The sequence below is a fragment of the Micromonospora sp. AKA38 genome (assembly GCF_027925725.1).
GTDB lineage: Bacteria > Actinomycetota > Actinomycetes > Mycobacteriales > Micromonosporaceae > Micromonospora.
Genome location: NZ_BNEI01000003.1, coordinates 1,178,832 through 1,200,599, shown reverse-complemented (window position 1 = coordinate 1,200,599; position 21,768 = coordinate 1,178,832). Strand labels below are relative to the sequence as shown.

General features: G+C 75.0%; 20 protein-coding genes. 12 read left to right on the top strand and 8 right to left on the bottom strand.

The window, feature by feature from the left end:
* Positions 1-32 precede the first annotated feature (32 nt).
* On the bottom strand, positions 33-341 hold the full coding sequence (locus tag TPA0908_RS14060) for an excisionase family DNA-binding protein (protein ID WP_281938048.1): 309 nt from the start codon (positions 339-341) through the stop codon (positions 33-35).
* A gap of 156 nt (positions 342-497) precedes the next feature.
* On the opposite strand from TPA0908_RS14060, the gene TPA0908_RS14055 reads away from it, so the two are divergent.
* The 6 genes from TPA0908_RS14055 to glmM all read left to right on the top strand — a co-directional run bounded on the left by TPA0908_RS14055 (position 498) and on the right by glmM (position 5,158).
* Positions 498-758, top strand: coding sequence for a DUF6364 family protein (locus TPA0908_RS14055; protein WP_281938047.1), 261 nt, complete (start codon positions 498-500; stop codon positions 756-758).
* Positions 748-1,041, top strand: a complete 294-nt coding sequence (locus TPA0908_RS14050; protein ID WP_281938046.1) for a type II toxin-antitoxin system PemK/MazF family toxin — start codon at positions 748-750, stop codon at positions 1,039-1,041. The genes TPA0908_RS14055 and TPA0908_RS14050 overlap by 11 nt, the downstream gene beginning before the upstream one ends.
* A gap of 122 nt (positions 1,042-1,163) precedes the next feature.
* Positions 1,164-2,549, top strand: a complete 1,386-nt coding sequence (locus tag TPA0908_RS14045; RefSeq protein WP_281938045.1) for an MFS transporter — start codon at positions 1,164-1,166, stop codon at positions 2,547-2,549.
* Between the two features lie 208 nt (positions 2,550-2,757).
* On the top strand, positions 2,758-3,201 hold the full coding sequence (gene rplM, locus TPA0908_RS14040; protein ID WP_174528511.1) for a 50S ribosomal protein L13: 444 nt from the start codon (positions 2,758-2,760) through the stop codon (positions 3,199-3,201).
* Between the two features lie 20 nt (positions 3,202-3,221).
* Complete coding sequence (gene rpsI, locus TPA0908_RS14035) at positions 3,222-3,686, top strand: 30S ribosomal protein S9 (RefSeq protein WP_269689944.1); 465 nt, start codon at positions 3,222-3,224, stop codon at positions 3,684-3,686.
* A gap of 116 nt (positions 3,687-3,802) precedes the next feature.
* Positions 3,803-5,158, top strand: a complete 1,356-nt coding sequence (glmM, locus tag TPA0908_RS14030; RefSeq protein ID WP_281938044.1) for a phosphoglucosamine mutase — start codon at positions 3,803-3,805, stop codon at positions 5,156-5,158.
* 83 nt (positions 5,159-5,241) lie between these two features.
* Here glmM and TPA0908_RS14025 read toward each other — a convergent pair whose 3' ends face one another.
* Both TPA0908_RS14025 and TPA0908_RS14020 read right to left on the bottom strand, forming a co-directional pair.
* Complete coding sequence (locus TPA0908_RS14025; protein WP_281938043.1) at positions 5,242-5,991, bottom strand: ABC transporter ATP-binding protein; 750 nt, start codon at positions 5,989-5,991, stop codon at positions 5,242-5,244.
* A gap of 2 nt (positions 5,992-5,993) precedes the next feature.
* The gene (locus TPA0908_RS14020) at positions 5,994-8,816 is read right to left on the bottom strand and encodes an FtsX-like permease family protein (RefSeq protein ID WP_281938042.1); all 2,823 of its coding nucleotides are present in this window, start codon (positions 8,814-8,816) and stop codon (positions 5,994-5,996) included.
* A gap of 97 nt (positions 8,817-8,913) precedes the next feature.
* On the opposite strand from TPA0908_RS14020, the gene TPA0908_RS14015 reads away from it, so the two are divergent.
* Entirely contained in the window at positions 8,914-9,540 is a 627-nt protein-coding gene (locus TPA0908_RS14015) for a PadR family transcriptional regulator (RefSeq protein ID WP_281938041.1), read from the top strand.
* Positions 9,541-9,562: 22 nt separating this feature from the next.
* Here TPA0908_RS14015 and TPA0908_RS14010 read toward each other — a convergent pair whose 3' ends face one another.
* Genes TPA0908_RS14010 through TPA0908_RS14000 form a run of 3 tightly spaced genes read right to left on the bottom strand, consistent with a single transcriptional unit; the run spans position 9,563 to position 12,880 of the window.
* On the bottom strand, positions 9,563-10,669 hold the full coding sequence (locus TPA0908_RS14010; RefSeq protein ID WP_281938040.1) for a threonine aldolase family protein: 1,107 nt from the start codon (positions 10,667-10,669) through the stop codon (positions 9,563-9,565).
* The gene (locus tag TPA0908_RS14005) at positions 10,669-11,853 is read right to left on the bottom strand and encodes a pyridoxal phosphate-dependent aminotransferase (protein ID WP_281938039.1); all 1,185 of its coding nucleotides are present in this window, start codon (positions 11,851-11,853) and stop codon (positions 10,669-10,671) included. Before TPA0908_RS14005 ends, TPA0908_RS14010 begins: the two co-directional genes overlap by 1 nt.
* Positions 11,854-11,884: 31 nt before the next feature.
* Positions 11,885-12,880: an MmpS family transport accessory protein gene (locus tag TPA0908_RS14000; RefSeq protein WP_281938038.1), complete on the bottom strand. Its 996-nt coding sequence runs from the start codon at positions 12,878-12,880 to the stop codon at positions 11,885-11,887.
* 270 nt (positions 12,881-13,150) lie between these two features.
* On the opposite strand from TPA0908_RS14000, the gene glmS reads away from it, so the two are divergent.
* Positions 13,151-15,064, top strand: a complete 1,914-nt coding sequence (gene glmS, locus TPA0908_RS13995) for a glutamine--fructose-6-phosphate transaminase (isomerizing) (protein WP_281938037.1) — start codon at positions 13,151-13,153, stop codon at positions 15,062-15,064.
* Between the two features lie 71 nt (positions 15,065-15,135).
* Here glmS and TPA0908_RS13990 read toward each other — a convergent pair whose 3' ends face one another.
* Together TPA0908_RS13990 and TPA0908_RS13985 are read right to left on the bottom strand one after the other, a co-directional pair.
* On the bottom strand, positions 15,136-16,941 hold the full coding sequence (locus TPA0908_RS13990) for an alpha/beta hydrolase (RefSeq protein WP_281938036.1): 1,806 nt from the start codon (positions 16,939-16,941) through the stop codon (positions 15,136-15,138).
* Entirely contained in the window at positions 16,938-17,288 is a 351-nt protein-coding gene (locus TPA0908_RS13985) for a hypothetical protein (RefSeq protein ID WP_281938035.1), read from the bottom strand. The genes TPA0908_RS13990 and TPA0908_RS13985 overlap by 4 nt, the downstream gene beginning before the upstream one ends.
* 200 nt (positions 17,289-17,488) lie before the next feature.
* On the opposite strand from TPA0908_RS13985, the gene TPA0908_RS13980 reads away from it, so the two are divergent.
* From TPA0908_RS13980 to tsaE, 4 genes are all read left to right on the top strand, one after another.
* Entirely contained in the window at positions 17,489-18,958 is a 1,470-nt protein-coding gene (locus TPA0908_RS13980; RefSeq protein WP_281938034.1) for an NAD(P)H-hydrate dehydratase, read from the top strand.
* Between the two features lie 84 nt (positions 18,959-19,042).
* The gene (gene alr, locus TPA0908_RS13975; RefSeq protein ID WP_281938033.1) at positions 19,043-20,161 is read left to right on the top strand and encodes an alanine racemase; all 1,119 of its coding nucleotides are present in this window, start codon (positions 19,043-19,045) and stop codon (positions 20,159-20,161) included.
* Entirely contained in the window at positions 20,158-21,255 is a 1,098-nt protein-coding gene (locus TPA0908_RS13970) for an alpha/beta fold hydrolase (protein ID WP_281938032.1), read from the top strand. Before alr ends, TPA0908_RS13970 begins: the two co-directional genes overlap by 4 nt.
* On the top strand, positions 21,252-21,734 hold the full coding sequence (gene tsaE, locus TPA0908_RS13965; RefSeq protein ID WP_281938031.1) for a tRNA (adenosine(37)-N6)-threonylcarbamoyltransferase complex ATPase subunit type 1 TsaE: 483 nt from the start codon (positions 21,252-21,254) through the stop codon (positions 21,732-21,734). Before TPA0908_RS13970 ends, tsaE begins: the two co-directional genes overlap by 4 nt.
* The last annotated feature ends 34 nt before the right edge of the window (positions 21,735-21,768 follow it).

Genomic DNA, 21,768 nt, shown 5'->3' with positions numbered 1-21,768 from the left:
GGCGTTTCTCGGATGGCGGAAGGAGGCTGTGGCTACCCGTCGTTGAAGCCCAGCGCGTCGGACTCCCACATGAGGGCTTCGTACGACTTCCGTCGTTCCTCCATCTGTCGTCCGCGGAAGGCGAGAACATCGCTGAGGAAGAGGCGTCGATGGCTGCCGACGCGATGGGAAGCGATGGCGTCGTTCTCCAGGAGGCGGATCAGTGTGGGGCGAGACATGCCGAGCAGCTTTGCCGCTTCGGTCGTGGTCAGCTCGCGGGAGAGGGCGTTGATGACGAGGCCGTCGCCGCGGGCGAGGATCGCCGAGATCTGACGAAGCACGTCGACCAACTGGGTGGGCACCTCGACCTGCTCTCCGTCAGAGAAGAGCAGACGGGCCGTGTCGCTAAGTGCAATATCTGCAGGCCGTTTCGGTTGTTTCGCTTGGGGGGTGTCCGATTCCTCGATCGGCGCCCATGGGGATGACTGGCGGTCATACTCGTGGGTAGTCTGCTCGGCATGACCGCCAAGGTGACACTGTCGTTCTCCGACGAGACCATCGAGGAGGCGCGCCGGTTCGCCAAGCGGGAAGGGCTCTCCCTCTCCGCCTGGATGGACCGGGCCGCCCGGGAGAAGGCGCTGCGCGAGGTCTTCACCGCGCACGCCGCCGCGGTCGCCCGGGCCGGCCTGGACCTGGAATCCGCCGCCCTGGCCGACGCCCAGGAGGCCGCGATGGTCGACGACGCCCTGTTCGGCGGCGGGCGTCCGCGTGCTGCGTAGGGGCGAGGTCTGGCGCATCTCCGGCGCCCGGGAACGGTACGGCCTGGTCATCAGCTCCGACGTCTACAACGCCACCGACGTGCCGATCGTGATCGTGGCCGAGGTGGTCGAGGAGTCGCTGCTGCGCGACTCGCCGCTCGCGGTGCGCACGGGCGGTTTCGTGGTGATGCCCGACCGGCTCTCCTCGCCGATGAAGAAGTGGTTCACCGAGTGCGTGGACGTGGCGGACGCCGAGACCATGCAGCGGGTCGGCCGGGCGCTGCGGATCCTCCAGGAGCTGTGACGATCTCACCGCCGCGGCCCGGCGGACGTGCGGTCTCCGTTTCCGGCCCGACGCGCGCGGGGCACCCCGGGGAAACCGCCCGTCCCTAGCGTCCTCCTCGTCACCGACGAGGAGGAGTCGCCGTGAGCACGCTCGCTTCAGCCCCGACCCCGACCGCGCCCCCGGCGCCGGCTGCCACCGGCCGCCCGGGACCGCTCACCGACTGGCGTCCGGAGGATCCGGCGTTCTGGGCCGCGGGCGGCGCCCGGATAGCCCGACGCAACCTGTGGGTGTCGATCTTCGCCGAGCACGTCGGCTTCTCGGTGTGGAGCCTCTGGTCGGTGACCGTGCTCTTCCTCGGCCCCGGCTACGGCATCGACCCGGCCGGGAAGTTCCTGCTCACCGCCGTGCCGGCCGCGTTGGGCGCGGTGCTGCGGCTGCCGTACACGCTGGCGGTGGCCCGGTTCGGCGGCCGGAACTGGACCATCGTCAGCGTGTTGCTGCTGCTGGTGCCGGCGGTGCCGATGGCGGTGCTGATCCGGCCCGGCGTGTCGTACGCCACGCTGATGGTGCTGGCCTGCCTGTCCGGTGTGGGCGGCGGCAACTTCGCCTCCTCGATGGCGAACATCAACCTCTTCTTCCCGGACCGGCTCAAGGGGCGGGCGCTCGGGCTCAACGCCGGCGGCGGCAACCTCGGCGTACCGGCGGTGCAGCTCGTCGGGCTGGCGGTGCTGGCCACCGCGGGGGCCGCGTACCCCTGGCTCGTGCCGGCCGTCTACCTGCCGCTGATCGTGCTCGCCGCGCTGGCCGCGGCACGGTGGTTGGACAATGTCCCGGGGGCGCGCAACGAGCCGGGCGCGCTGCGCGCGGCGGCCCGCGACCCGCACACCTGGGTGATGTCGCTGCTCTACGTCGGCACGTTCGGCTCGTTCATCGGCTTCGGCTTCGCCTTCGGCCAGGTGCTCCAGCTCCAGTTCGCCGACCGGTTCCCGACCCCGGTCGACGCCGCCTGGCTGACCTTCCTCGGGCCGCTGGTCGGCTCGCTGGTCCGGCCGGTCGGCGGCCAGCTCGCCGACCGGCTCGGTGGGGCGCGCGTCACGTTCTGGAACTTCGTCGCGATGGCCGGCGGCGCCGGGCTGGTGCTGTACGCCGCCCGGGACCGGTCCTTCCCGCTCTACCTGGCCGGGTTCCTGGCGCTGTTCGTCTTCTCCGGGATCGGCAACGGCTCGACCTACAAGATGATCCCGGCGATCTTCCGGGCCCGGGCCGTCACCGAGGCCGAGCTGACCGGGGACCGGGAGGCGGCGCAGCGGCGGGCGCGGCGCCTGGCCGGCGCGCTGATCGGCATCGCCGGCGCGGTGGGCGCGTCCGGCGGGGTGCTGGTGAACGTGGCGTTCCGGCAGTCGTTCCTGACCTCCGGCACCGCCGACGCCGCCTACCTGGCGTTCGTCGGCTGGTACGCGTTGTGCTTCCTGGTGACCTGGGCGGTGTACCTGCGGCCGGGGCCGGGTAGGCTGGCCGGCGTGTGACAGGCGCCACGCGCAGGCGCAGGCCGAGCGCGGGGCGACCCCGTTTTGACCTGCCACCGGGCGGCCGGGTATCGTTGCCTGCTGTTGTACGACATTCTTAGGCGTGCCGCATCAGGTACGCTTGGTCGTTCGTGCGCGCTGGTTCGACTGGGAAGCCCCGGTTACCTCGGCGCGCGACCCCAGACCGACGACGAGACAAGGTAGACCTGTGCGTACGTACAGCCCGAAGCCGGGTGAGATCGAGCGTCAGTGGCACGTCATCGACGCCTCTGATGTCGTGCTGGGCCGCCTGGCGACCCACGCCGCCACGCTGCTGCGTGGCAAGCACAAGCCGACTTTCGCGCCGCACGTCGACACGGGCGACTTCGTCGTCATCGTGAACGCGGGCAAGGTCGCGCTGACCGGCAACAAGCGCCAGACCAAGGTCGCTTACCGCCACTCCGGTTACCCGGGTGGTCTGAAGCGGGTCGGCTACGACGAGCTGCTCACCAAGCGGCCCGAGCGGGCCATCGAGCTGGCCGTGAAGGGCATGCTCCCGCACAACAAGCTGGGCCGTCAGATTCTCAAGAAGCTGAAGGTCTACGCCGGTGCCGAGCACCCGCACGGCGCGCAGCAGCCGGCGCCGTTCGAGATCAAGCAGATCGCGCAGTGAGCGCGGGCGAAGGAAGCAGCATGACCGACATCACCGAGACCGAGGTCGCCCCCGAGGCCACCGAGGCGCCGGCGCCCGTCGCGCGCGCGCCCCGCGGTGACCGCCCGATCCAGACCGTGGGCCGTCGCAAGGAAGCCATCGTCCGGGTCCGGATCATTCCGGGCAGCGGCAAGATCACCTGCAACGGCCGCGACCTCGAGGCCTACTTCCCGAGCAAGGTGCACCAGCAGCTCATCAAGGACCCGCTGGTCACCGCCGAGAAGCCTGAGACGTTCGACGTGATCGCCAACCTGCGGGGCGGCGGCACCACCGGCCAGGCCGGCGCGCTGCGGCTCGCCATCGCCCGGGCGCTGATCGTCAACGAGCCCGACGACCGCCCGGCCCTGAAGAAGGCCGGCTTCCTGACCCGTGACGCCCGGGTCAAGGAGAGCAAGAAGTACGGCCTCAAGAAGGCCCGTAAGGCTCCCCAGTACTCGAAGCGCTGATCACCACCAGCGTCTTGTACTTCTGACGGACGGCCGGGTCCGCCTCCCTTCTGCGGGGGCGGCCCGGCCGTTCCGCGTTTCTCTCCTCAACGGCAGTTCCACGGAGGTTGGCGGGTATGGGCCGGTTGTTCGGCACGGACGGCGTACGCGGGCGGGCGAACGCGGATCTCACCCCGGAGTTGGCGCTCGCGGTCGCGGTGGCCGCGGCCCACACACTGGCCGAGACCGACCGGAGTCATCCGCCGCTCGCGGTGGTGGGCCGGGACACCCGGGCCAGCGGCGAGATGCTGGAGGCGGCGGTGGTCGCCGGCCTGACCAGCGCCGGCGCCAACGTGGTGCGGGTGGGTGTGCTGCCCACCCCGGCGGTGGCGTTCCTCACCGCCGAGATCAAGGCCGACCTGGGCGTGATGCTCTCCGCCTCGCACAACCCGATGCCGGACAACGGCATCAAGCTCTTCGCCGCCGGCGGGCACAAGCTGCCCGACGAGATCGAGATGCGGATCGAGGCGGCCGTCGAGGCGAACGCCACCACCGCCTGGGACCGGCCGGTCGGCGCCGGGGTCGGCCGGGTGAACGACCTGCTCGACGGGGCCGACCACTACGTCCAGCACCTGGTCGGCACCGTGCCGCACCGGCTCGACGGGATCAAGGTCGTGGTGGACTGCGCCAACGGCGCGGCGGCCGACGTGGCCCCGGTGGCCTACCAGGAGGCCGGCGCCGAGGTCATCGCCATCCACGCCGAGCCGGACGGCCTCAACATCAACGACGGGTGCGGCTCCAACCACCTCGACGCGGTGCGCGCCGCAGTGGTCGAGCACGGCGCGCACCTCGGCCTCGCCCACGACGGCGACGCCGACCGGTGCGTCGCGGTCAGCGCCGACGGCGCGGAGGTCGACGGCGACCAGGTGATGGCGATCCTCGCGCTGGCCATGCGGGACGCCGGCGAGCTGACCCAGGACACCCTGGTCGCCACCGTGATGAGCAACCTCGGCCTGCGGCTGGCCATGTCCGCGCACGGCATCCGGCTGGTCGAGACCAAGGTCGGTGACCGGTACGTGCTGGAGGAGCTGCGCGCCTCCGGCCTGGCGCTGGGCGGCGAGCAGAGCGGCCACATCGTGCTGCCCGCGTTCGCCACCACCGGCGACGGCGTGCTCACCGGCCTGCACCTGATGGCCCGGATGGCGGCCACCGGCACCTCCCTGGCCGAGCTGGCCGCCGTGGTCACCAAGCTGCCCCAGGTGCTGATCAACGTGCCGGTGGGCGACCGGACCGTGGGTGCCGCCGCGCCGGCCGTCCGCGCCGAGGTCGAGCGGGCCGAGGCCGAGCTGGGCGAGACCGGCCGGGTGCTGCTGCGCCCGTCCGGCACCGAGCCGCTGGTGCGGGTGATGGTCGAGGCGGCCACCGAGGACACCGCGCGCGCGGTCGCCGAGCGCATCGCCGAGCACGTCCGCACCGCCAGCCCGGTCGCCTGACCGGGCCGCCCCGCGTAGTCGCCTGACCGGGCCGGCCCGGGTGTCGCGCCGCGGCCCGGTCGCGTGACCGGGCCGGCGGCCGGTCAGAGCCGCAGCCGGGTGGCCCGGTCGAACGTGTCGGCCGGGTCCTCGCCGTCGGTGAGGTCGAGATCCTCGACGATCCGGCCGTCGCCGAGCCGGATCAACCGGTCGCACCGGGCGGCGACGGCCCGCTCGTGCGTGGCCAGCAGGATCGTCATGGCGTGCTGTTCCCGCAGGTCGAGCAGCAGGTCGAGGATCTGCGCGCCGGTGGTGGAGTCCAGGTTGCCGGTGGGCTCGTCGGCCAGCAGCAGCCGGGGCCGGCCCATCAGCGCCCGGGCGATGGCGACCCGCTGCTGCTGACCGCCGGAGAGCTGGGCCGGCAGTGCCCGCTCCCGACCGGCCAGCCCGACGGCCGCCAGCAGCTCCCGGGCCCGGGCCGGGTGGTCGGCGCGACCGGCCCGCAGCGGCAGCACCGGGGCGATCACGTTGTCCAGCACGGTCAGCGCCGGCAGCAGGTGGTAGCGCTGGAAGACGAAGCCGATCCGTTGCCGGTAGCGGGCCAGCGCAGCCCGGCGCAGCGCGGTGACCTCGACGTCGTCCACCGTCAGGCGGCCCCGGTCGGCCCGCTCGATGGCGCCGATCAGGTGCAGCAGGGTGGACTTGCCGGAGCCGCTCGGCCCGGTCAGCGCCACCACCGAACCGCCCGCGATCTCCAGGGAGACGTCGTCGACGGCGGTGAGTCGCTCGGTGCCGGCGCCGAACGCGCGGACCAGCCCCTCCGCCCGCACGGTGCTTCCGGTGCTCGGTTCCATCGTCACTCCTCGGCCAGTAGTCGCGCGGTGGGCAGGCGGCGCAGCAGTCCCGCCGGGACGAGCGCCGCGAGGCAGGTGAGCAGCACCCCGGCCAGGGCGACCAGGGCCGCGACGGTCACCAGGGCGGCCGGCACGTCACCGACCAGCCAGGCCGCGCCAGCCAGGCCGAGGCCGGCACCGGCGGTCGCGCCCAGCCCACCGAGGAACAGCGCCTGGTAGCCGATCAGGCGGGCCAGCGCGCCGTCGGTCCAGCCGGTGGCCCGCAGCGTGGCCAACTCGGTGGCCCGATCCCGGACGTCCAGGTAGAGCACGTCGGCGACGGCGGCGGCGCCGAGCAGCACGGTGGCCACCGCGGCGAGGTTGTCCGCGCCGCGCACGCTCAACGACACGGTGTCACCGAGCAGACTGCCGACGACCGCGCCGCGGAACGCGTAGCCGACGGCGCCCACCAGGGTGAGCGCGGCCACGCCGATGGCGAGCGCGGCGGCGCCGAGCAGCGTGCGCCCGGGGACGCGGGCCAGGTTGACCACTGCCATCCCGGCGATGGTGCGGGACCGGCGGGCCCGGAACGTGCCGGCCACCGGTGGGCGCAGCGCGGCCGCCGGGTGGGCGCGCGCGGCCCGCAGCGCGGGTGCCAGGCCCGCGACCAGCGCCAGCAGCAGGGCCACCGGTACGGCGAGCAGCGCCCGCCGCCAGTCGACGTCGATGTCGAGGGCGCGGCCGAGCGGGACGGCCAGGCCGACCGCGAGCAGCCCGGCGGTCAGGCCGAGCGTGGCGACCTCGCCGAGCACGAGTGCGCCGATGCGACGCGCCGGCCAGCCGAGGCAGGCCAGGACCGCCAGCTCGGACCGGCGGTCCCGGACGGCGGCGGTGACCGCGTTGCCGAGGAAGAGCGCGCAGACCACCAGCACCAGCGCGAACAGCACGGCGCTTTTCCGGTCGACCGCGCGGGTGATGACCGAGGCGACGCCGAGGGCCGACCAGTTCTCGGTCAGCCGCAGGTCGGGGCGGCCGAACGCGCCGGCCGGCAGCTCGACGGTCTGCGGGGCGGGGGAGGAGCCGAGCGTGATGTCCACGTCGAGGCCGGTGGTGGTGGCGATCTTCTCGGCGATCAGCCGGACCCGCTCGGCGGACCGTTCGCTCCAACCGTCCACGTCGGCCACCCGGACCCGGATCGCGCTGATCGGCGCGGTGCGCTGCGGGCTGCTGCCGGCCGAGAGCAGCCCGGGCACGCTGGACAGGCTGGTGAGCAGCAGCGGCGGCGCGGACAGGTAGCCGGCCGGGTTGCCGCTCGGCTCCAGCGGCTGCCCGCCCAGCGCCGCGCGGCTGCGGTCGTCGGCCCCGTCGGCGCGCGGCGGCTCGTACGTCTCCAGCGGCACCTTGCCCAGGTCGCTGAAGCCGGTCAGTTTCGCCGGGTCGAAGAGCCCCACGGCCTGCCACTGCCGGGCGTCCCGGTCGCCACGACCCAACCGGAGCGGGGTCAGCGGCCGGTAGCCGGTGTCCTCGCTGAGCCACGGTCGGGGCAGCGTGACCAGATCCTGCGAGTCGCCGTACACGGCCGGGTCGGCGGGCGCCGGGCGGACCCGCAGCGCGCCGTCGGGCAGCCGGTCGTAGCCGGCCTGCCCCGGCTGCACGACGACCTGCAACTGGCCGTGGCAGCAGGTACGCGGACCGAGCCCGGCGGCGAGTTGGGCCCGGTAGGCGCTCAGCGCGTCCCGTTGCGTGCCGCCGGCCGGGGTGGCCGGTACGCCGCGCAGCCGTCCGGCCAGCTCCCGGGGCGGCACGCCGGCGATGGTGCGGTCCAGCGGCAGGCGGGTGTAGCTGGCCCGGATCGCGCCGTCGAGGAACGGGCGGCTGGTGGCGAGCACCGGCAGCGTCCGGCTGGACAGGCCGCGCTCCCGGGTCACCACTGTGGTGTCGGTGGCGGTGAGCGGCCGGCCGGTGACCACCGCGTCGTCGAGGCCGACCAGTTTCTGCTCGGCGCCGGGGTCGACGGCGGCGAGCAGGAACGGCACGGTCAGGCGCACCGTCACGGTCACGCGGGAAGCCGGGATGGCGGGGGCGTCGAGGTTGGTGACGCCCTCGGTCGCCGGCCGCTCGAAGCGCCCACCGGGCAGCATCCGGAACGTCTCCACCTTCCACAGTTGCCGTTCGCTCACGTCCTGCAACCCGTTCGACTGCTCGACGCGCAGGTCGCAGAGCGGCGCGGCACGCCCACCCGGCAGCACCTCCCGGGGCAGCAGCCCGCAGTCGTTGGTGTCGTACGTCCGCCCGTCGGTGTAGCGCACCGCGTCCGGGTAGTACTCGTCGCCGATGACCGGGTAGAGCAGCGGATGCGTGGTGACGTACACGTAGGTGGGCTGGGCCGGCGCGTGGCTCAGGCCGCGTTCGGCGAGGAACTCGCGGTCGATGCGGATGAGCTGCCGGTCCAGCGCGGGGTCGACGGCCGCGGTGACGTCGAGCGGCATCTCGATCGACGTGGTGGAGTAGCCGAGCATGGCGATCGGGGCGGCGACGTCCACCCCCTCGACGGCCCGGACCCGGTCGTACTGCGCGGCGGTGATGCCGCCGTAGCTGCCGGAGAGATAGTTGGGCCGGACCAGGCCGCGCTCCGCCTCCAACGGCGTGCGCGTCCCTTCGGGCCGGACCAGGATGTCGTAGGCGGCCCGGGTGTCGCGCTCCACGGTGCCGGTCACGGCCAGCCGGGAGGTGGTGGTGGCGCCGGTCAGCACCACGAAGCCGGTGGTGGCCACCAGCACGCCGACCAGCAGCGCCACCGAGCGACCGGCCCGGCCGCGCAGTTGACCCCAGACGAACCCGACCATCGCGCCTCCCCGTGTGCTGAGCACACTCTGCGCGATACATTGTGACAATGCAAGGCCCCGCCCGGGGCACCTGTCCGGAACCGGATCGGAGAAGACGGTGGCGATCCAGCACGCGGTCCTGGCCCTGCTAGCCCGCGGCCCCAGCTACGGCTACGAGCTGAAGAGCGCGTTCGAGGCGGCGGTCGGGCCGCAGTGGGGCCCGCTCAACATCGGGCACCTCTACCAGATCCTCGACCGGCTCTCCCGCGACGACCTGGTGGTGGCCGAGCGGCAGCCCCAACCGGTCAAGCCCGACCGGGTGGTCTACGAGATCACCGCCGACGGCCGCGCCGAACTCGACCGCTGGCTGACCGCGCCCAGCCCGCGCAGCGGCGGCTTCCGGGACGACTTCTTCCTCAGGGTGACCGCCGCCGCCCGGTCCGGCCGGGCCGACACCGTCCGGACCGTGCTGGCCAACCAGCGCGGCCACCTCATGCGGGAGCTGCGCAACCTCGACGGGCTGCGCCGGCAGGCCGACGACCCGGTGGTCCGGCTGCTGCTCTCGGCCGCCGGCCGGCACGTCGAGGCGGACCTGGCCTTCGTCGACGACGCCGAGGCGGCGCTGCTCGCCGACGGCGGCGCCACGCTCACCGGCCTCGCCGCCGCGCCCCCGGTCGCCGGGTCCGCCGGCCGAGGGCTTGGCGGACCCGGTGAGGGCGCCGGACCGGCGCGGGCCGCCGGCTAGCTCCGGGCCGGGGGCGGCGGGGTCAGCAGGTGGGCAGGCGGCGCAGGAAACGGGCGGCCAGCTCGCGTACGCCGTCGGCGTCCAGCTCCAGCGCCGGCCCGGCGATCGTCACCTCGGCCAGCGCCATCCCGGGCACCTCGGTGTCCCGCCAGCCGCCGACGAACCACGCCCGCTCCTGCTCGGCCAGCGCCAGGTTGGCCGCGTCCAGCGCCGCCGCCGGATACGGCAGCCAGAACCGGAACTGGTGGGTGTGCGGCGGCGTCGGATGCACCCGGGCGCCCGGCAACGCGGCCAGCGCCTCCGCCACCACCGTCGCGTGTCGCACGTACCCGCCCAGCCGGGGCAGCTCCCGCTGGAGGCCGACGAGCGCGGCGAGCGCCGCCGGCCACTGCTGGAACAGCGTGCCGCCGTACCGGTGCCGCCAGGCGCGCGCGTACCCGACCAGCTCCGCGTCACCGGCCAGCGCCGCGCCGGAGTGACCGCCGAGGGACTTGTAGAACGAGACGTACGTGCTGTCGGCGAGCGCCGCGATCTCGGCCGCCGAGTGGCCCAGGTGGACCGTCGACTCCCAGATGCGGGCGCCGTCGACGTGCACCCGCGCGCCCCGCGCCCGGGCCGCCGCCACGACCGCGACCAGCTCGTCCCAGGTGGGCAGCACGAACCCGGCGTCGCGCAGCGGCAACTCCAGGAAGAGCGTGCCGATCGGCTCGGCGAGCGCCGCCACCTCCTCGGCCGTGGGGTTGCGCGGCGCGGACGTGGTGTGCACCGCCCGCACGCCGGCGAGCAGCGCGTACGCGTCGCGCTCGTGCAGCAGCGGATGGCTGAGCGGGTGCAGGCCGACAGCGGCCCGGCCGGTCAGCTCCGCGCCGTGGCGCATGGCCACCTGCTGGGCCATCGTGCCGGTGGGGAAGAACGCCACCGCCGCCACGCCGAGCCGCTCCGCGACCCGCTGCTCCAGCTCCGCGACCGGGCCGCCCTCACCGTAGACGTCGGGCAGGTCGTCACCGGCCGTCGCGGCGAGCGCGGCCACCTGCTCCCGCACCGACTCCGGGCGTACGCCGGAGAGCATCGTGTCGCAGCCGCGCTGGGCGGCGAGCCGGCGCAGCCGCTCGGCGTAGCCGGCGCTCATCAGTGCTCCCGGAGCCGACGCAGGCGGGTCACCGCCTCGGCGAGCACCTCCGGCCGCTTGCAGAACGCGAACCGGACCAGCCGGCGACCCGCCGCCGTGTCGTCGTAGAACACCTGCGTCGGCACCGCCACCACGCCGCACCGCTCCGGCAGGGACCGGCAGAACTCCACCCCGTCCCGGCCGCCGAGCGCGGTGACGTCGGCGGTGACGAAGTACGTCCCCTCCGGCGCGAGCACGCCGAACCCGGCGTCGGCCAGCCCGGCGACCAGTTGGTCCCGGCGGCGTTGCAGGTCGTCCCGGAAGCCGGTGAAGTACGCGTCCGGCAGGCCGAGCGCCACCGCCACGGCCGGCTGCAACGGGCCGGCGTTGACGAACGTGAGGAACTGCTTCACCCGCAGCACGGCGGCGACCAGCGACGCCGGGCCGCTCACCCAGCCCACCTTCCAGCCGGTGCAGGAGAACGTCTTGCCGGCCGAGGAGACCCGCAGCGTCCGCTCCCGCATGCCCGGCAGCGTGGCCAGCGGCAGGTGCGCCGCGGCGGCGTCGGTGAAGACGAGATGCTCGTAGACCTCGTCGGTGACCGCGTACGTGCCGTGCTCCCGGCACAACTCGGCGACCAGGGCCAACTCGTCGGCGGTGAAGACCTTGCCGGTCGGGTTGTGCGGCGAGTTCAGCAGCACCAGCCGGGTCCGCGGCCCGAACGCGGCACGCAACTCGGCCGGGTCGAAGGCGTACCGGCCGTCGGCGCCGGGTCGCAGCGTCACCGGGCGGCGGACCGCCCCGGCCAGCGCGATCGAGGCGGCGTACGAGTCGTAGTACGGCTCGAAGCAGACCACCTCGTCACCGGCCTCGCAGAGCGCGAGGATGCTCGCCGCGACCGCCTCGGTCGCGCCGGCCGTCACCACGACCTCGCCGTCCGGGTCGTACTCCAGGTTCCAGAACCGGCGTTGGTGCGCCGCGACGGCCGCGCGCAACGCGGGGATCCCCGGCCCCGGCGGATACTGGTTGTGGCCGGTGCGCAGCGCCTCCGCGGCGGCGGCGAGCATCTCCGGCGGGCCGTCCGTGTCGGGGAAGCCCTGCCCCAGGTTGACCGCGCCGGTGCGCACGGCCAGCGCGGACATCTCGGCGAAGATGGTGGTGCCGAACGGCCGCATCCGGGCCACCAGCGGATCGGTCGTCGTCACGGCGGCCAGCCTACGGCCCGCCGCCGGACCCTCACCACCCGAAGCAGGTCGCGTCGTATTCTCCCGAGTTCCGCGAGACGACCTTGCCGTTGATGCTGATCCGGCAGCTCACCTCACCGGACTCGGCCGGGGTCGCGATCACCTGCACCCGCTCGCGGTCGTTCGCGGTGAACCGCAGCCGCCACGGCGCGTCCACGTCGTCGAGCTGGAGGAAGTTGGCGTCCGCGTCGTAGAACTGCACGTACACCTGGTCGGCCCCGGTCACCTCGTAGACGACGGTGAACCGGCCGGGCCCGCCGGAGGGCGTGGTGACCGGGACGGCCGGCGCCGGGGTCGGCTCGTCGGTGAACCCGTCGGGCTCCGTCGGCCCGTCGATGAACGGCCGCTCGTAGGGCTCGCCGGCGTTGCTGCTGCCGTCGGTGAGACCGCCGAGCACGCCCAGGCCGACGCAGCCGCAGACGGCCAGCACCAGCGCGACGACCAGGGTGATCACCAGTCCGATCGCCCAGCCCGCGTTCGACCGGCGCGGCGCCCCACCGGGGTACGCGTACGGCGGCGGATAGGGCCCGGGCGGGTACGCGGCCGGCGGGTAGCCCGCCGCCGGGTACGACCCGGGCGGGTAGGCGGCCGGTGGGTAGGGCCCCGGCGGGTACGCGGTCGACGGCTGGTCCGGCGCCCCCGGCTCACCCGGGTGGTGCGGACCGTGCGGATGGTGCGGACCGTGCGGGTCGCCCGGGTGGTGTGGACCGCCCGGGTGGCCCGGAGCGGGACCGCCTGGTGGTGCGGCGGCCGGGCCGTCGGGCGGTGACTCGTGCCCGCTGCCGGGGTGGGGCGGCGCGGCGGAGGCGGGCGGCGCCCACGGGTTCGGGTCCCACGCCGGCGGCGACCACGGCGAGGGCGGGGCCCAGGGTTGCGGAGCGGCGAGCGCGTCCGGTGGCGTCCAGGTGGCGGGCTCCCCGGCGCCCGGCGTCGCGGTCGGGTCGACCGGAGCGGGGGTCGGCTCGGGACTGGGGGTCGTCTCGGACATCGGCTCAGCTCACAGGGGTACGGCGCGGACGACCGCGGAGGGGTGGACCGGGGCTGCCGCCCGGGCCCCTCAATGTAGGGCGCGGCGGCCATCCACGCGGCCCGCCCCGGCCGGCACGCGAGATCGTGGCACGTCGGGGAGTGGATCACTCACGTACCGTGGCGGTTTGTCCGGTTGGCGGCCTCCGCTGACCGGTTCGCTCAAGCTCAGTGATCGTTGAGCCGCCTTCCGCGCACGCGCGATGAGCGAAACTCGGCTAGGCTGCGGACCATGTGTGGAATCGTGGGTTACGCCGGTGCGCGCCCGGCGCTCGGCATCGTGCTCGACGGACTGCGGCGGCTGGAATACCGCGGCTACGACTCGGCCGGCGTCGCCGTCGTCTGCGACGACGAGCTGCTGACCGAGAAGAAGGCCGGCAAGCTGGCCAACCTGGAGAAGGTGCTCTCCGAGCGGGCCGCCGACAACCCCGAGGACTGCGCCGCCAGCCCGATCGGCATCGGCGACGGCACCACCGGCATCGGCCACACCCGGTGGGCCACGCACGGCGGGCCGACCGACCGCAACGCGCACCCGCACGTCTCCCCGGACGGGCGGGTCGCGGTGATCCACAACGGCATCATCGAGAACTTCGCGAAGCTGCGCACCGAGCTGGAGGACGAGGGCGTCGAGTTCGCCAGCGACACCGACACCGAGTGCGCGGCGCACCTGATCGCCCGCGCGTTGGCCGACCTGCGCGCGGCCGGTGAGACCGACACCCCGCAGTTGCTCGCCGCCGCCATGCGGGTGGTCTGCGAGCGCCTCGAAGGCGCGTTCACGCTGCTCGCCGTGGATGCCGCCATCCCCGGCGCGGTGGTCGGCGCCCGGCGCAACTCGCCCCTGGTGGTGGGTCGCGGCGACGGCGAGAACTACCTGGCCAGCGACGTGGCCGCGTTCATCGAGCACACCCGGGACGCGGTCGAGCTGGGCCAGGACCAGATCGTCCTGATCACGCCGGAGAGCATCGAGATCACCGACTTCGCCGGCCAGCCCGCGGCCGGCAAGGACTTCCACATCGACTGGGACTCGTCGGCCGCCGAGAAGGGTGGCTATGACTGGTTCATGCTCAAGGAGATCGAGGAGCAGCCGCAGGCCATCGCCGACACGCTGCTCGGCCGGCTCACCGAGAGCGGCGAGATCGCCCTCGACGAGGTCCGCCTCAGCGAGCAGGACCTGCGCGACGTGGACAAGATCTTCATCGTCGCCTGCGGCACCGCGTACCACGCCGGTCTGGTCGCCAAGTACGCCATCGAGCACTGGACCCGGATCCCCTGCGAGGTGGAGCTGGCCAGTGAGTTCCGGTACCGCGACCCGGTGCTGGACCGGTCCACGCTGATCGTGGTGATCTCGCAGTCCGGCGAGACCATGGACACGCTGATGGCGCTGCGTCACGCCAAGGAGCAGAAGGCCCGGGTGCTGGCCGTCTGCAACACCAACGGCTCGACCATCCCGCGCGAGTCGGACGCGGTGCTCTACACCCACGGCGGCCCGGAGATCGCGGTCGCCTCCACCAAGGCGTTCCTCACCCAGGTCGTGGCCTGCTACCTGATCGGCCTGCACCTGGCGCAGGTGCGGGGCATCAAGTTCGCCGACGAGGTGGGCGCGGTGGTGGCCCAGCTCCAGGAGATGCCGGGCAAGCTGCGTGAGCTGCTCGACCGGATCGAGCCGGTGCGCGAGCTGGCCCGTGAGTTGAAGTCCGAGCCGACCGTGCTGTTCATCGGCCGGCACGTGGGTTACCCGGTGGCGCTGGAGGGCGCGCTGAAGCTCAAGGAACTGGCGTACATGCACGCCGAGGGCTTCGCCGCCGGTGAGCTGAAGCACGGCCCGATCGCGCTGATCGACAAGGGCACGCCGGTGATCTGCATCGTGCCGTCGCCGGTCGGCCGGGGCATGCTGCACGACAAGGTCGTCTCCAACATCCAGGAGGTGCGTGCCCGGGGCGCCCGCACCATCGTGATCGCGGAGGAGGGCGACCAGGCGGTGGTCCGCTACGCCGACCACCTGATCTACGTGCCGCGTACGCCGACGCTGCTGGCACCGCTGGTGACCACCGTGCCGCTCCAGGTGCTCGCCGCGGAGATCGCCGCCGCCCGCGGGCACGACGTCGACCAGCCGCGGAACCTGGCCAAGTCGGTCACGGTCGAGTAGCCGACCCGCCTCCGCCACGGCCCCTCCGCCCACACCGGAGGGGCCGTGGCGTCTTCCCGCCTGGCGTCCGCTCATTGGCCCAGCACGATCCGGGCCATCCCGTCCAGGGCCGGATTGTCGGCGTCCCAGTAGCCGGTGTGGCCGTGCCGTCCGCTCGGGAAGCGCCGGCCGCCGAAGCCCGGCGCGCTCGGATCGGCGCCGAACCAGAGCCGCTCGCTGTGCCGGTCGTGTGCGGCCAGCACCAGGCCGAGCGGCGTACCGGCCAGCACGGCGCGACGGGCCAGCTCGTCCGGCGGGTGGGCCAGCCGGATCACGTCGTCGGGCGCGGTCGACGCCCAGACCTGGCCGGCCGGCATCCGCAGCTCGGCCGCGTGGTCGACGCCGACGCCGGGTGAGCCGACGAAGACCAGCGCGTCGGCGCCCAGCCCGTGGTCGCGGGCGGCGGTGCCGACGACAAGCGAGCCGTAGCTGTGCCCGAGCACGGTCTGCCGGGCCGGTGGCCCGTCGTGGGTGGCCCGCAGCCCTTCCTGGAACCGGTGCAGCGCCGGGCCGGCGGCCTCCGCCGGCCGGGTGCCGGACGCCTCGGGGAGGAAGTCCGGCGCGTCGTAGTCCAGCCAGAGGACCGCCGCCGCCTCCTCGCCCGGCCCGATCGCCGCGCACCGCCTGAGCACCCGGGCGGCCCGGCCCAACTCGGCCGGGGCGTCCGCGAGGTCGGCGGTCATCCCGGGGACGTAGGTCAGCACCGCACCGGCCCGGTCCGGGTTGCCGAGCGCCACCACCGCCCGACCGTCCCCGGCGGGGTCGAGCCCCAGCAGGTACGCCCGCGGCGCCCCCGACGTGGCCAGCCGCTCGGCCAGCCCGTCCAGGCCGCGCAGCGCCGTCTCGACCCCGGCCAGCCGGGCCCGCCGGGCCACCTCCGCCGGGCCGGCCGGCAGCGGTCGCCGCAGCGCGAGGCGGCGCGCGAGCAACTCCTCCCGCCGGTCGGCCAGCAGCAGCCGGTTGGCCTGGTCGCGGGCGGTCACCGGCACGCCGTCGAGGTGGCCGACCCGACCCGGCTCGTGCCCGACCAGCCACCGCCGCTCGGCCGGGCTCAGGCCGGCCCACCAGCGGCTCACCTCGGCCGGACCGGCGCCGGGCCCCGGTCGCCAGGCGGGCGGCACGCTGACCCAGCCGGTCACCGCCGCGGTGGCGATCTCCGCCAGCCGGTCGGCCGCCTCCCGGTCCGCCGCGCCGGCCAGCGCGAGCGCGTCCCGGATCCCGGCCTGCGCCCGCACCACGGCGGGGCCGGTCCGGGTGACGGGCCGGGCGGGATCCGGCCGGACCGCGCCGGAGCGGTCCACCCGCAGGCCGCCGCTCTCGGCGCGGACCACCTCGGCGTCGAGGCGGGCCTTCGCCGCGCCCACCCGGCTGGCGAACTCGGCGAGCGTCTGGTCGACCTCGACCAGCGCGGGCAGCACCTCGATCAACGAGGTGCGCAGCTCACCGAGGCGCCGTTGCGCGGCCGTCGAGGCCGCGCCGGACCAGCCGGGCCGGAGCGCGTCGGCTCGGGCGGCCAGCCCGGTGGCCCGGTGACGCACCGGGCCGGCGAGCCCACGCCAGGCCGCCCCGGTGGCGAGCCAGGCGCCCGGCTCGGCGCGCCAGAGCTGCGCGTAGCCGACCGGACCCGAGCCGGACCGGCGATCTCGTGCGGTGGCTGCCCGGCGGGGTGCTGGAGTTCCTCGGTCGTGGGTGGCTCCCGCCCGGTGCGGGCGGGTGCCGGCCGGCCCCGAGCCCCGGGTGGCGCCCGCCGGGCGCGGGCCCTGGGTGGCGCCCGCCGGGCGCGGGCCCTGGGCGGCACCTGCCGGGCGCGGGCGGCGTCGCGTCTCGCCGCCGGTCACCGGGCGCCGTCCGGAGCGGCGCCCGCCGGAGCCGGGCGGACGGGGAGGCCGGCGGCGCTCCGCGTGAGGCGGCGGGCGGCCCGGTCGTCCACCGCCTCGTAGCCGTCCGCGCCGCCGCGCAGCGCCTCGGCGGTGGTGGCCACCCGGGCCGCGAGCGCGCCGGACCAGCGGCGCAGCGCGGCGTCCAGCTCGTCGAGCGCCGCGTCGGCCCGCCAGCCGTCCGGTGGCGGCGGCACCGGCCCCGGCACCCCGCCCGGCCCGTACGCCAGCCGGTGCGCGTCGTCGGTCAGCTCCCGGGCCACCGCGCGCAGCAGCTCCGGATCGACGCTGAACGGCTCCTCGACCACGACGACCTCCCCACCCCGCCGAGCCCATCGGCCGGACCCGGACAGCGGGGACGCTAGGCCGGCGGGAGCCCTCCGCGCCGACCCTGTGGACAACGGCCCCGGTTGTCCACAGGGCTGTCCCGGCGCCCCGCCCGGCCCTCGCGCCGCCGGTAGGGTGAGGCCGTGATCGCAGCCGACGGGAACGGACGGGGCGGGACGGCATGAGACCGGTGTGGCGGGTCGCGGATGTTCGCGCGGCGGAGGCGGGGCTGATGGCGACCCTCCCGTCCGGCGCGCTGATGCAGCGGGCGGCGGCCGGGCTGGCCCGCCGTTGCGCGCTGCTGCTGGCCGACCGGGGCGGCGTCTACGGCGCCCGGGTGCTGCTGCTCGTCGGTTCCGGTGACAACGGCGGCGACACGCTCTTCGCGGGGGCGCGCCTGGCCCGCCGGGGCGCGGCGGTCGCCGCCCTGCTGCTCACCCCGGAGCGCGCCCACGCCGACGGCCTGGCCGCGCTGCGCGCCGCCGGTGGTCAGGTGGTCGACCGGCCACCCGCCGGTGTCGACCTGGTGCTCGACGGCATCGTGGGCATCGGCGGCGCCGGTGGGCTGCGGGAGACCGCCGACCAGCTCGCCGCGAGCCTGACCGAGCGCCGGGGTCGGGACGGCACGCGGGCCACCGTGGTCGCGGTGGACGTGCCGAGCGGCGTCGCGGTCGACACCGGCCACGTCCCGCTGACCGACGCCGGCCGGCCGCGCGCGGTGCGCGCCGACGTGACGGTGGCGTTCGGCGCGCTCAAGCCGGCTCTGGTGGTCGGCCCGGCCGCCGCGCTGGCCGGGCAGGTCGACCTGGTCGACATCGGGCTCACCCCGTGGCTGCGCGGGTCCCCGGCGCTGGGGGTGACCGAGTGGTCCGACGTGGCCGCCTGGTGGCCGGCGCTGGGCGCCGCCTCGGAGAAGTACTCCCGCGGGGTGGTCGGGGTGGCGACCGGTTCCGCCACCTACCCGGGTGCGGCGGTGCTCTCGGTCGGCGGCGCGCTGGCCGGTCCCACCGGCCTGGTCCGCTACGCCGGCGGGGCCCGGGCCGAGGTGGTGCACCAGCACCCCTCCGTGATCGCCACCGACCGGGTCGCCGACGCCGGCCGGGTGCAGGCCTGGGTCTGCGGCTCCGGGCTCGGCACCGGTGACGCGTCCGCCGCCGAGTTGCGCGCGGTGCTGGCCACGTCGGTGCCGGTGGTCCTGGACGCCGACGCGCTGACGCTGCTGGTGGACGGCAAGCTCGCCGATCGGCTGCGCGGGCGGGACGCCCCGATCGTGGTGACCCCGCACGACCGGGAGTACGCCCGGCTCTGTGGCGAGATGCCCGGTGCGGACCGGGTCGCCGCGGCGCTGCGGCTGGCCGCCTGGATGAACGCGGTGGTGCTGCTCAAGGGGGACCGGACGATCGTCGGCACGCCCGACGGCCGGGCGTACGTGAACCCGACCGGCACCCCGGCGCTTGCCACCGGCGGCACCGGCGACGTGCTGGCCGGGTTGCTCGGCTCGCTGCTCGCGGCCGGCCTGGCCCCCGAACGGGCGGCCGCCGCCGCGGCGTACCTGCACGGGCTGGCCGGCCGGGAGGCGGCCCGCGGCGGCCCGGTGACCGCGCCCGACGTGGCCGCCGCGCTGCGCCCGGTCCTCGCCCGCCTGTCCTGATCCGGGTGCCGGCGCTGGCCGGGCGGGGGCGCCCGCCGCGCGGCTCCCGACCACGGTGATCACCGGCGGAAGTAGGCTGGGGGCATGTGGCAGTCGGAGGTGCGCGTCGATCTCGACGCGATCCGGGAGAACGTGGCCCGGCTCAAGGCCGGCACCAGCGCCGAGCTGATGGCGGTGGTCAAGGCCGACGGGTACGGGCACGGCATGGTGCCGGTGGCCCGCGCGGCGCTCGACGCCGGAGCGGACCAGCTCGGCGTCTGCACCCTGGACGAGGCGCTCCGGCTGCGTCAGGAGGGGATCTCCGCGCCGGTGCTGGCCTGGCTGCTCGATCCGGGCCTGCCGCTGCACGACGGGATCACCGTCGGGGTCGACCTGGGCTGCGCCAGCCTGAGCCAGCTCGACGAGATGGTCGAGGCGAGCCGCCGGGCGGACCGCCCGGCCCGGCTGCACCTGAAGATCGACACCGGGCTGTCCCGGGGCGGGGCCACCGTCGCCGACTGGCCGGCGTTGCTGGAGGCCGCCGCGAAGGCCCAGGCCGACGGCCTGGTCGAGGTGGTCGGCGTGTGGAGCCACTTCGTGTACGCGGACTCGCCCGGCCATCCCACCACCGACCGCCAGCTCGCCGTCTTCCGGGAAGGGCTGGAGATGGTCACGCGGGCCGGCCTGCGGCCCCGGTACCGGCACCTGGCCAACTCGGCGGCCACGCTCACCCGGCCGGACACCCACTTCGACCTGGTCCGTCCCGGCATCGCGGTCTACGGTCTGTCGCCGATCGCGGGCGAGCGGTTCGGCCTGCGCCCGGCGATGACCGCCCGGGCCCGGGTGATGCTGACCAAGCGGGTGCCGGCCGGCACCGGCGTCTCCTACGGCCACACCTACCTCACCGAGGCGGAGAGCAACCTGGCCGTGGTGCCGCTCGGCTACGCCGACGGGGTGCCCCGGCACGCCTCGAACACCGGTCCGGTGCTGCTCGGCGGCGAGCGGCGGACCATCTCGGGGCGGGTGTGCATGGACCAGTTCGTGGTCGACTGCGGTGACGACGAGGTGGCCGCCGGCGACGTGGTGACGCTGTTCGGCAGCGGCGCGGCCGGCGAGCCCACCGCCGACGACTGGGCCGAGGCGGTCGGCACCATCAACTACGAGATCGTCACCCGGTTCGGCGGTGTGCGGGTGCCCCGCGTCTATGACGGCGAGAAGCCATGAGCCAGCGGCTGCGGGTGCCGCGTCCGCGAGGCGCCGCGGGGAAGGTCGCCGGGCTGGTCGGCGCCGCCGTCGGGGTGGCCGCCGCCGGGCTCGCGGCGGGCGTGGTCAGCGAGCGGGTGCTGGTCCGCCGGCTCAAGAACGACCCCACCGACCGGTACGCGCACGAGGTCTTCGGGCGGCAGCGCCACGACGAGGCGTACCGGCTGGAGATGCCGGACGGCACCGACATCCACGTGGAGGTGGTCGAGCCGACCCGGCCGGTCGCCGGGCACCCGACCGTGGTGCTGGTGCACGGCTTCTGCCTGGACATGGGCACGTTCCACTTCCAGCGCAAGCTGCTCGCCGAGCGGGGCGACTACCGGGTGGTGGCGTACGACCAGCCGGGACACGGCCGGTCCGGGCGGCTGGAGACCGGTGAGTACGACCTGACCGCGCTGGGCCGCACGCTGCGCCGGGTGCTCGACGAGGTGGTCCCGGAGGGTCCGCTGGTGCTGATCGGGCACTCGATGGGCGGCATGACGATCATGGCGTTGGCCGAGCTGTACCCGGAGCTGTTCGGCGACCGGGTGGTCGGCACCGTGCTGATGGCCACCTCCGGTGGCCTGGCGGCGGAGACGAAGCTGGTGGCGCCGGCGCTGCTCGGTCGCGTGGGCGCGCCGGTGCTCTACATGATGAGCAACGCCACCCGGTACGGCGGCACGGTGATCGACAAGGCCCGCAAGTCGACCTCGAACGTGGCCTGGCTGCTGACCCGCAAGTACGGGTTCGGCACCCCGAAGCCCAGCCCCGCCCTGGTGTCGTACGTGGAGACGATGAACTCCCGTACCTCGGCCGACACGGTCACCCGTTACCTGCGGACGCTGGCCACGCACTCGCGGTTCCCGGCGCTCGCCGCGCTGGCCGGCACGCCGGTGCTGGTGATCGTGGGGGACAAGGACATGATCACGCCGGTGACGCACTCGGAGGAGATCGTCCGGCGGCTGCCGGACGCCGAGTTCGTGAAGATCCACGACAGCGGGCACGTGGTGATGCTGGAGCACGCCGACGAGGTCAACGCGGCGTTGGAGCGGTTCCTGGAGTCGGTGACCGGGTGACTGTGGTGGTGGAGCTGCGGACCCTCGACGACACCCACGGGTTCGGGCGGCGGCTGGCGGGGGTGCTGCGCGCCGGTGACCTGCTGCTGCTCAGCGGTCCGCTGGGGGCCGGCAAGACCGCGCTGACCCAGGGCGTCGGCGCCGGCCTGGGCGTACGCGGCGACATCACGTCGCCCACCTTCGTCATCGCCCGCGTGCACCGGCCGGACCCGGCGCGGGGCGGCCGGGTGACGCTGGTGCACGCCGACGCGTACCGGTTGGGGGAGTCCGCCGATCCGCGCGCCGAGATCGACGACCTCGACCTGGACGCCTCGGTGGACGAGGCGGTGACCGTGGTGGAGTGGGGCGAGGGGATGGTCGAGCAGTTGGTCGACGCGCACCTGCGGGTCCGCATCGACCGGCGGGACGACGACACGCGGGTGGTCACGCTGGAACCGGTGGGCGGCGACTGGGCGACCCGGCTGGCGACCCTCGACTGAGCGCTGTCGTACCCGGTGCCTAGAGTCCCGGGGA

Coding starts and splice junctions, on each gene's coding strand:
- rpsI (WP_269689944.1), top strand. CDS start 3,222: ATGACCGACATCACCGAGACCGAGGTCGCCCCCGAGGCCACCGAGGCG.
- TPA0908_RS13970 (WP_281938032.1), top strand. CDS start 20,158: ATGAGCCAGCGGCTGCGGGTGCCGCGTCCGCGAGGCGCCGCGGGGAAG.
- glmS (WP_281938037.1), top strand. CDS start 13,151: ATGTGTGGAATCGTGGGTTACGCCGGTGCGCGCCCGGCGCTCGGCATC.
- TPA0908_RS14020 (WP_281938042.1), bottom strand. CDS start 8,816: ATGGTCGGGTTCGTCTGGGGTCAACTGCGCGGCCGGGCCGGTCGCTCG.
- alr (WP_281938033.1), top strand. CDS start 19,043: ATGTGGCAGTCGGAGGTGCGCGTCGATCTCGACGCGATCCGGGAGAAC.
- glmM (WP_281938044.1), top strand. CDS start 3,803: ATGGGCCGGTTGTTCGGCACGGACGGCGTACGCGGGCGGGCGAACGCG.
- TPA0908_RS14055 (WP_281938047.1), top strand. CDS start 498: ATGACCGCCAAGGTGACACTGTCGTTCTCCGACGAGACCATCGAGGAG.
- TPA0908_RS14000 (WP_281938038.1), bottom strand. CDS start 12,880: ATGTCCGAGACGACCCCCAGTCCCGAGCCGACCCCCGCTCCGGTCGAC.
- TPA0908_RS13980 (WP_281938034.1), top strand. CDS start 17,489: ATGAGACCGGTGTGGCGGGTCGCGGATGTTCGCGCGGCGGAGGCGGGG.
- TPA0908_RS14025 (WP_281938043.1), bottom strand. CDS start 5,991: ATGGAACCGAGCACCGGAAGCACCGTGCGGGCGGAGGGGCTGGTCCGC.
- TPA0908_RS14010 (WP_281938040.1), bottom strand. CDS start 10,669: ATGAGCGCCGGCTACGCCGAGCGGCTGCGCCGGCTCGCCGCCCAGCGC.